4 protein-coding genes and 4 pseudogenes are annotated in these 9703 nt (G+C 57.8%); 3 read left to right on the plus strand and 5 right to left on the minus strand.

Going from position 1 to position 9703, the window contains the following annotated elements; genetic code table 11:
* Window positions 1-48 precede the first annotated feature (48 nt).
* Window positions 49-1407 carry a replication initiation protein gene (locus tag VL15_RS37955; RefSeq protein ID WP_230684626.1) on the minus strand — a complete coding sequence of 453 codons (1359 nt, stop codon included), beginning with the start codon at window positions 1405-1407 and terminating at the stop codon, window positions 49-51.
* A gap of 1003 nt (window positions 1408-2410) precedes the next feature.
* On the opposite strand from VL15_RS37955, the pseudogene VL15_RS37960 reads away from it, so the two are divergent.
* Window positions 2411-3324: pseudogene (locus tag VL15_RS37960) on the plus strand (IS256 family transposase); the annotation flags it as partial.
* A 42-nt stretch (window positions 3325-3366) separates the two neighbouring features.
* Here VL15_RS37960 and VL15_RS37965 read toward each other — a convergent pair.
* The 4 genes and pseudogenes from VL15_RS37965 to VL15_RS41450 form a co-directional block, all read right to left on the minus strand.
* Window positions 3367-3876, minus strand: a pseudogene (locus tag VL15_RS37965) (reverse transcriptase domain-containing protein); the annotation flags it as partial.
* 814 nt (window positions 3877-4690) lie between these two features.
* Window positions 4691-5557 (minus strand): IS21-like element ISBcen28 family helper ATPase IstB, encoded by an 867-nt coding sequence (gene istB / locus VL15_RS37970; RefSeq protein ID WP_048252040.1) that lies wholly within the window; start codon window positions 5555-5557, stop codon window positions 4691-4693.
* Window positions 5554-6810, minus strand: a pseudogene (gene istA, locus VL15_RS37975) (IS21 family transposase). The gene istB and the pseudogene istA overlap by 4 nt, the downstream one beginning before the upstream one ends.
* A gap of 123 nt (window positions 6811-6933) precedes the next feature.
* Window positions 6934-7286: pseudogene (locus tag VL15_RS41450) on the minus strand (IS3 family transposase); the annotation flags it as partial.
* Between the two features lie 304 nt (window positions 7287-7590).
* On the opposite strand from VL15_RS41450, the gene VL15_RS37980 reads away from it, so the two are divergent.
* The gene (locus VL15_RS37980) at window positions 7591-8235 is read left to right on the plus strand and encodes a LuxR C-terminal-related transcriptional regulator (RefSeq protein ID WP_048252043.1); all 645 of its coding nucleotides are present in this window, start codon (window positions 7591-7593) and stop codon (window positions 8233-8235) included.
* A gap of 413 nt (window positions 8236-8648) precedes the next feature.
* Complete coding sequence (locus VL15_RS37985) at window positions 8649-9680, plus strand: AraC family transcriptional regulator (protein WP_048252041.1); 1032 nt, start codon at window positions 8649-8651, stop codon at window positions 9678-9680.
* Window positions 9681-9703: the final 23 nt, after the last annotated feature.

A 9703-nucleotide genomic window follows, 5' to 3' on the forward strand; every position in this document is an offset into this window, starting at 1 on the left:
CGTGGATTCAGGGCAGGGTCACATATGTGCGACCGAAGGAGTTCGGCTTTACCGAAGCGCGGATGCAGTCCGTACCAGCATGAAGTTGAGCAAGTCGCGGTCCGTGGGTTCACCCCACACGTCGGCACCGAGCCATTGGAAGAACGCATGCTCCGCCGCCTTCTTCGGCTTTTTATTAGCCGCCAGCTTCAATAGTGGAGCAGACTGTTGCTCGTTGTACCGTGCAAAATAAATGCTCTGATCGGAGGGGTCTAACTCCTGGAAGTACCCGCGGGCCTCGTCGACACGCGCGGCAAGAAATTGCGCCAGAAGCTCGTTCTCAGCTGCTTCGGGTGAGGCCTCCATTTCAACGACTTTGCCCAACGGGCGCGCACGACCGTCGTCAACCTGATAGCCGTTAGACAATGCCTTCCTGAAGTACGCACCGACATTGTCGATTGGCGCGGCATTCTTCTTCTTCAGGCGCTGCTCCGTATACGCGATTGCATGACGCATCGCGGCCGGGCCGTACTCGCCGAGCAGCTTCCGTGCTTCTGAAAGGGGGATCGAGAATTTCGTCACCGAACTCAGCAACTCGAGATCATCCTCGGTTGCCACCTCCGATTTTTTCTTTGCCGAAATCGTGAACTGAACTTCCATAATCGTCCTGCCGGACTTGAACTCGCTAAGCTCGACCTCGTGGTTCGCAATCCGGTTGATCTCCTCCAGCGCGGGAACGAGGATACGACTCTTGAAGGTCTTGTACTGCGCGTACGCGCCTTGTGGCCAATTCATGCCAAGCAGAAGATCTCGAATCGTCGAGACCGACATTCGCGGCGTGCGCCCGACGGCCTCATACCGAACCACGTTCTCCCACAGCGTGAGTGCATGGCCGCGTTTGAATTCGCGAGCGATACGCATGTCGATACTTGCGTAGATTCTCGGATTCATCAGCAACTCGCGGATGTTGTCCGAGAACTGGTACCGCAGGATCGAACCAGAAAGCTTCGCGCCGGCGACTAGGGCGCTCGCATTCCATTCTGGCTTGCTGCTCAGGTGATCCCAGTTGACGACAAAGCCGAGCAAAGAGTTGATGGTCGCCTTCACATACTCACGATTCTTGCTGTTAAGGCCGACGTCGGAAATCAGGTCGCCGATCGTGTACTCGAACCACGTTCGTTCGCCATCCTTATTTTGTTCAATCGCATTCTTGATCAGCGCGTTCCACATCTTCGCCTGTTGGAGTGAAATCGCGCCTGATTTCGGCGCAATATGGATGGCTGGCACTGCCTTACGGAATGGCTCTGGCAACTCCGGTACCTGGAAGAGGGCGATTTGTGTGGGTTCGCCACCCGTCTCTTTTTTACTAGCCACGAAAGGTACACAAGTTGAGCGATGAATGGTAACAATACACTGTACTTTGTTCACCTTCAAGCGCGCCATGCGCGCGCAAGCTTGCCCAGAAGCACATGAACCATGGACGTTCACCTATGCGATGCCGCCCGCCTCTCAAAAGCAACCCTGGCGAAAATTCCTTTGATTTCATGACCTTACTGAATGCCATGCAGCGGACAACCCGAGACGCTCGAACCATAGGCATGCACCTATCAGGCGCAAAAGACACCAATATCAAGGAAGCTTTTCCGGCGCAGGAGAACCATAGATGTTCACCTTAGATGGTCTTTCAGTCAGCAACCCTTGCCCGATGCCGCCAGAACCACATACGTTCACCATTCGGCATGTCGCACGCGATCGCCGCATACTCCATCGACCGACCAAGAAGCTACACGTATTTTTCCTTAATAAACATATCAGTACAGCATAAGCTTAAAGCGATTTGGAAACCAGACTGCCTACTGACAGGAACCATAGACGTTCACCTATCCACCGCCCCATAGGCGTTCACTTAATGCCAACCTAGCCTCGAACCATAGGCATTCACTCGAGCCCCATATACATTGACCTCAAAAACCATAGGAATGCCCCATCGAAACCATGTACATGAGCCAAAAGAACCATAGGCGTGCACCATTTGAACCATAGACGTTGTCTAATAGGCTCCCCGAGCCTTACCAGACAACGGTTTCCGGTCTCGTAAACGTAGTTAAAGGTTTTAAAGAGTTATGGGTAAACACGTAAACGCCTCGTGCGACCAGAAAGGCTGCCCAGAACCCCCAGTCATGCGCCGCTCATGTGTCCAGAAGGCTATCGCCCAAGCTACACGTCGCTGGAACCATAGTCATGCACCAATCACTGCTCCTAGGTACGCGATCGCTGACATTCCCCGCGCACATTGGCATCGCCTATGACGGGAGTGGCAGTTAGTGAACCATAGATGTTCACCTAAGTGACATCCCGCCTGCCTGAACCATAGACATGCACCCATGGTGGTATTGTTAGGTTGTCTCTGAGGGTGGCGAATATAATGGTGCCCGGCTTCGACGACCACGTCATCAGCATGTATGCTCGCGGCATGAGCGTGCGTGAGATTCAGGGCCATCTGCTGGAACTGTACGGGCTGCAAGTCTCGCCCGACCTGATTTCGACGGTCACCGACGAGGTGCTGGCCGACGTCGAGCAATGGCAGCAACGCCCGCTCGAGGCAATGTATCCGATCGTGTACTTTGACGCGCTGCGGCTGAAGATCCGCGACGAAGGCACGGTCAAGAACAAGGCGGTGTATCCGGCGCTGGGCATCCGCGCCGACGGTCGCAAGGAAGTGCTAGGTTTGTGGATCGAGCAAACCGAGGGCGCCAAGTTCTGGCTAAATGTCTTCAACGAGCTGAAGAACCGCGGCTTGCACGACATCCTGATTGCGGTGGTCGACGGTTTGCGCGGCTTCCCCGAAGCGATCGAGGCGGTCTAGCCGGTCGCCCAAATCCAGACCTGCATCGTGCATCTGATCCGCAATTCGCTGAATCTGGCGAGCTGGAAGGACCGCAAGCCGCTGGCTGCCGCGATCAAGCGATCTACCAGGCCGCCACGGCCGAGGCGGCAGCAGCGGTGCTCGACGCCTTTGCGCAAAGCGAGTGGGGCCGCAAATTCCCCACCGTCGCAGCCATGTGGCAGCGTCAATGGAAACAGGTAATACCCTTCTTCGCCTATCCGCCCGAGGTGCGTCGAATCGTATATACGACCAACACCATCGAGAGCATGCACATGCAGTTGCGCAAGATCGTCAAGAGTCGCGGCCACTTCCCGAGCGACGAAGCCGCCAGTAAACTGCTGTATCTGGCCTTGCGCAACATCGAAAAGGATTGGAAGATGCCGCCTATCACCTGGCGGCAAGCAGTCAATCAGTTCGCCATTCTGTTCGGCGAGCGATTCACCTCCGCCATCAACTGAGACCTTTAACCAGCCTCAGTACACGAAATCCTGACACGTCCTGGCGAAGTCGCCCTCGATGACCCAGCGTCCAGCGACACTTTGTTCCCCGCCGTCCTGCAGCTGAAGCTGCACCGTGCGAATCGCGTGATGTACGCTTCGGGCAGGTCTGAAGCCATATGAAGCCGGGTGAAAACCGCTCTCCCATATCGGCTCCATCGCCATAAGCATGGCCCGTTGCACGATCCGATCCTGCAGGCTCGGAATGCCGAACGGTCTGAGCTTGCCGTTCGATTTCGGTATATACACGCGCCGCGCAGGCAGCGGACTATACGAGCCCGCCAACAGCTCTTCGCGTATCGTCGCCAGGTCATGCTGGAGATTTGCCTCCATCATGCGCCTGTCGATCCCGTCCATGCCAGGCGTGCGGGCTCCGCTGGACGCCAGCGTAATACGAGCCGCTTCGCTCAGCCAATCCCTGTCAGCAATCGGTCTCAGGAGTCGATCGAACTTGCGCTCTTCGTTCTCCGTCGACCATGTCGCCAGTTTGCTTTGCATTTCACTGATTATCAAAGGTCTTCACCTCACTACGGTCAGTTAATCAACTCAGCAAACCACTTTAACTGCCTCCCTTCGCCATGTGGCCGGCTTTCCCGGCCTCGGACTACTACGGAGGCTCCGCCAGCCTGCACATCATCGGGGCACACTCACTTGGCATCTGTGCAAGCCTTCACCAGTTCACATGCTGGACTTAGCGCATGAGCGAGGTTGCCTGTCGCAGTCTTTATCCTTGCTTGCCGCAAGTCGTCGCGAACACCACGGTCTAGCTGCGCGCTCCCCGTGGTTCCATGCTGATCGGCATTCGTATCCAATCAGCACTCGTGCCGCCGGGCCATACGTGTGACCAGCAACAGTTCACGGCCTGCCCATAAAGCGGTGTGGGCAGGGGTGACATTTCAACTCTCAGATGCGTTTCAACAGGTTCGTGTTCCTCAACCGTCCCATGCTCAGCCGGGACTCATCTTGGCGTAACCGCTTCGCCGCAAGCCCCGTTTCCCACGGACTACGTCACCTTGCCAGTGTCGGCAAATCACCGCCGCTTCGGCTCACTTCCTCTCGCAGCAGAGGAAGGGCATGCCCCGGTACTGCAACATCAACTCCTCCGGATCTTGCATTCCAAACATGCTCAAGCAGTTTCACCCCCGTACGGGCGGGCTACGCTGGCTGGGCGTACCGAAGGTAAAGTCGCTCACCCACGCCTGGTTCGGCTGCCAGCCGTCGAAGTGCCGATCCAGCAGATTCAGTACCACCGGCAGGCAATGTCAACCTCAGACGTAATTTCCCCAGAAGTGTCGAAGTAAAATTCCCCACCCTGTTCGGACGGTGATCAGCCGGCGACGTGATCGAATGGGTTCCTTCGGGGGCGGCCCGGGCGCCGGCGAGCCGGTTCAGTGGGCACGGGGTTCAGGGAAGACGGACGGTTGCGCAGATGGTCCGGCAGCAGATCGGCGTGTTCTCGCAGGCGGTACGATGTGCCTTCGATCTGCACGACGATCGCGTGGTGCAGCAGCCGATCGAGCAACGCCGCGGCCACCACGCTGTCGCCGAACACTTCGCCCCATTCACCGAAGCTGCGATTGGACGTCAGGATGATCGCGCAGCGCTCGTAGCAGGCGTTGACGAGCTGGAAGAACAGGTTGCCACCGTTGGAGCCGATGGGCAGGTAGCCGATCTCGTCGACGATGAGCAGGCTGTTACGGGCAAGGAAGCGCACGCGCTGCGCCAGGTTGCCTTCCCGTTCAGCCTTGGCCATCGAGTTCACGATCTCGGCCAGCGAGCCGAAGTAGACGCTCTTGCCCGCACGTACGGCTTCCACGCCCAGCGCAATGGACAGGTGCGATTTGCCCGTGCCGGGCGGCCCCAGGAAGTGAACGGTCTGCCGTCGTTCGATGAACTCGAGTTGCGCAAGCGTCATGATGCGATCGCGATCCAGGCTCGGCTGGAAGCTGAAGTCGTAGCCGGCCAGCGTCTTGATCGTGCCGAGCCGCGCGGTCTGCAGCGCCATCCGGATGCGGCGTGTTTCGCGTGTCGTAAACTCCTCGCCCAGCAACGTTTCCAGCACTTCGAGCATTGAACTGTCGCCTTGCTCGAAGCGGTTCAGGGTGGCGTCCAGCGTTTCGAGAGTGCGCGGCATGCGCAGGCCGACGAGATAGCGCCGGATGCGCTCCAGTGTCGAGGCAGGCATGCTGTTCATGCGGTCCTCCCGGCTTCTGCGAGACGTCTTGCGACCTGATCATAGAACGACAGGGGCCGGCGAGCAACGGTCGCCGTCACCGATGGCACGGGGTGCCGTGCCGGCTGCTTACGCTGGTTTGCACGCCGATGACCGGGCAGCAGCGAAGTTCGTCGTCGGCCTTCCAGCACGGGATGAACCGCCAGCAGTCCACCGTCCTCGTAGATGCGGATCTCGTGAGCCAGACTGTGAACGTCGAGCACGCGCTTGCGCGTACGATCGGGCACGCTGTAGTAATTGCCACCGACCGAGACGAGACCTTCATGGCTCACGCGCCGCTCAAGCCGGATCACGCCGTTGAAGGTGCCGGCCGGCAACGCCTGCAGCGTAGGACGCTCCTCATTGAAGTGCTGAGCGACGACGCGGTGCGTGGTGCCGTGCACGCGGACATTGGCGACCGTGTCGAGCCACTCGCGCAGTTGGCGGTTCAGGTCGGCGAGGTTCTGGAAACGGCGCGCCAGGAAGAAGTCCTGCCGGATGTAGCGATACGGGCGCTCGACCTTGCCCTTGGTCTTGGCGCGATACGCCTTGCAGGCCCGCGGCGCGAAGCCGTAGTGCTGCGCAAACGCGATCAGCTTCGCGTTGTAGACGATGTGCCTCTCGACTTCGCCGAGCACGGCCGCCTTCATTCGGTCGTACAGAATCTCGCGCGGAGCGCCGCCGAGGTGCTCGAACGCTTCCATGTGGCAGCGCAAGACGGTCTGCAGGTCCTGATGCTCGACGAAGCGTCCCTAGAGATAGCGGCTGTGCCCGAGCACGATCGAGAACAGCCAGATCGAACGCCGCTGGCCGGGCGCGTCGTCGAACTCGACACTGAAGTGCGCGAAGTCCACTTGAGCCTGATGGCCGGCGGGCGTCTCAAAGCGCACCTCGAAGCCGCGCTGGCGGGGCGGCCGGACCTCCCGAACCAGGTCGCCCAGCGCCGTGCGACCGCCCGCGTAACCCATCGCCCGGACCTCGCGCAGCAGACGCTCGACGCTCAGGTCGGGAAACTCGCGTACGCGTTCGGTGATGTAGTGGACGAACGGATCGACCACGCACGGTCGCGGCGCACGTGGACCGTAACGCGGCGCCTGAACGCCATTCCTGATGTATTTGCGAACGGTCTTGCGGTTCATACCCAGTCGAGCGGCGATGGCCGAGATACTCAGCCCTTGCCGATGCAATTCCAGAATCGTCATCACTTCCTCCAGCTCGACCACCGACACCCCCACGACGGATCTCAAGGGCAATATGGTCAGCGATCGACAGGACGGCGCCGCTACCGCGGCGCCGTCAGATAAAAAACTGGGGAAAATTACTTCGACGAAAGTGGGGAGTATCTATCCGACGCTGACACCCTGAGCATGCAACTGCCGCACGATACGAGGACGGCCGTAGCTGTCGCGACTGGCGCGATGAATGGCGGCGACCTCGGCGTCCAGCACGGCATTGGCCTGGGCTTGCCCACTTGGCCCCCGGCCACGCCACTGGCAGTAGCCGCTGCGCGAGACCGTCAGCACCCGGCACAGCCGGCTCACGCTGTACTAGTTGCGATGTGCATCGATCCAGGCGTACCTCACCGCGACCCCTTCGCGAAGTACGCCGTCGCCTTTCGAAGAATTTCGATATCCAGCTTCGCGCTGGCCAACTCCTTACGCAGACGACTGTTCTCAGCCTCCAGGTCGCTGACCGGACGACGCCTGGCGCTCGCCGTACCACCTTGGCGGCGAAAGACGATCGACTACCACTCCCGTCACCCTTGATCGTCCGCACTATGAATAACTTGACAATTCCGGGCGTCGTCGGCCTCGAATCGGGATGCGTCGAGAGATTCGAAGGAGAATGGATGAAACGATTTTGAAATCGCGCAGTGACAAACGGCTGCTATCTTGAGGCGCTGGATTGAAGCGAAATAACGATGCATCAAATTACCTACACGAGGTAGTGCGTCGTAGGTCGTACATCCGAACGGCAAGAATTGGATTATGGTCATGGATAGAAAGTGTAAAAAGGTGCTTGTTGTAGACAGTCATCCGATCGTTCGTGAAGGCATTGAGGTCGTGCTCAAACAGATGTATACGGAGATCGACGTCCGCTTCGCCTTTGACATGACCGAGGCGGGCCACATTTGTCGCTCCGACGGCTCAGATCTGGTACTGATGGAATTGATGCTACCGGGAGCAGATCCGCTCCCGGTGATGAGCCATATCGCGCGCACGTATCCGAATCTCAAGTTTGTCATATTCACTGCGCTCAAATCGGAGGCACGTGCTGCAGAGGCAATTCGTTTCGGCGCGTCGGGCTATCTACTGAAAAGGTGCAAACCGGGCGACATGGTACGCGCAATTGAATGCGTGCTCTCGGGGAGTATCCATATCGACCCGTCACTTGATGAGGTAAAGATTACGTCAGCGATGAACAACAGCGCGCAATCGGCATCTGTAGATGAACTAACGAGCCGCGAAAAGCAGGTGATGACCCTAATTGTCGGTGGCATGCGTAATCGCGAGATCGCATCGCTGCTGAACATCAGCCAAAAGACCGTGGACTGCCACCGGCAGCATCTGATGCAGAAGCTCGGCGCACGCAACGTCGCGAACGTCATTCGCTGGGCGTACCAACACGGATACGCGGATGCAGGTGCGTTGAGGATATAGTACGTGCGCATCATTTTCTCGGTTTCAGGGGAAACGCGCGACGTTCGCACTGTGCCGTGGCACATGTGTAACGCTAGTAGCAAGAATCTGCGTCACGCGAACTTGATTATGACGATCAAATAATTTTGAATTAGAGTGATTTGTCGGGTGAGCGATTTTTGAAAGTATTGGGCCAATATGCGATGGATAATAAAAGCTGAAAATTTAATTAAATGTGGTTAATATCTGCGCATAATTAGTAAAAATAAACGCGGTGAGTCTATGCTTTAATTTAAAATTCTGAAAATGAAGGGGTCGAATGCGTTGGTGGAAATGGATCGGGCGGAATGGTAAAAACACTAGAAATTTGAAGAAGTGCTAGACATTAAAAGCGTCTCCGTTATTTGGCAGCGCTTGATTTTACTGTTGATACAATGGATAAGATACACGCACTCGGTGGCAGCTCATTGCTGCAGTTCTTTTCGAGCGACGACATACCGATTGGGCGCGGAATGGGTTTCTGGAGCGCCCATCTATTCAAGTGCGCAGAGGTGCATGTAGCGACTGACGGAGCGTTTCACGGGCGCGGATTTTTGTGCCGTAGAGAACGTGGACATTTTTTCCAATTTCATGGGGCTTCACTTGACACGCGAATTACCGAATCGTGGCTGAGCAGCGTGACGCCGGACACATATTTGGCGATATACGTACTTCAAGCGGGCGGATGTACTGTTGAAACGATCGGCCGTCCGGATGCACGTTTCGGTGCTAACGAGCTGTTCATGCTGGACGGCGGGCAGCCGATGCAAGTTCATTGGGACGAGCCGTGCTTCAGTTCGCTGAGATTGCCGAGGTCGTCGATCGGCCGACTGCTCGAACGAGGCGCGCTCGACGCGGCGCAGCCCGCGATCTCGCTGCAACCGACGCGCCTCGCCCCGTTCTTGACGACTGTGCTCACGCTGCTCGGTCGTCACGGTCCGGCACTGTCATCATGCGAACTAGATTACATGCTCGCACGTGCGACCGATCTTGGTGGAGTGCTGCTGCAGGCGACATTGTCAGCGCACGCGCGCCGCATCGCGCTAACGCGTGGCGATCGCCTGCAGGCCGCGTACCGCTACATTGACCAAAATCTTCACCTTCAGAGCTTGACGCCGAACCAAATCGCGGACGCGGTCCATTGTTCGCGCACGCAGCTCTATCGTCTGTTTCGCAGCGAAGCATACACGGTGAAGGAAGCACTGCGCGAAGCGCGGCTGAACCGTAGCTTCCGCTATCTGGAGCAGCCTGGCCTCGCGATAAGCATCGGTGAGGTTGCGCACGCGTGCGGCTTTCCAGATCAATCCACATTCGGCAAGCTTTTTCGCCGGCGTTTTGGCAAGACGCCGGGTGAGGTGCTGCGCGCAGCAAGGCAGCGCCAGGTCGAACCGACCGCCGGCGCTGCCCTGCGAGCTGAACGGTGTTGACTAAGAGGCGGTTTCAAAAAGAG

Source organism: Burkholderia cepacia, from assembly GCF_001039005.1.
In the GTDB taxonomy this organism is placed as follows: Bacteria; Pseudomonadota; Gammaproteobacteria; order Burkholderiales; family Burkholderiaceae; genus Burkholderia; species Burkholderia theae.

What these genes read in the sequence shown, in the direction of transcription:
- istB (WP_048252040.1), bottom strand. Translation starts at nt 5,557, where the DNA reads ATGAACAGCATGCCTGCCTCGACACTGGAGCGCATCCGGCGCTATCTC.
- VL15_RS37985 (WP_048252041.1), top strand. Translation starts at nt 8,649, where the DNA reads ATGGATAAGATACACGCACTCGGTGGCAGCTCATTGCTGCAGTTCTTT.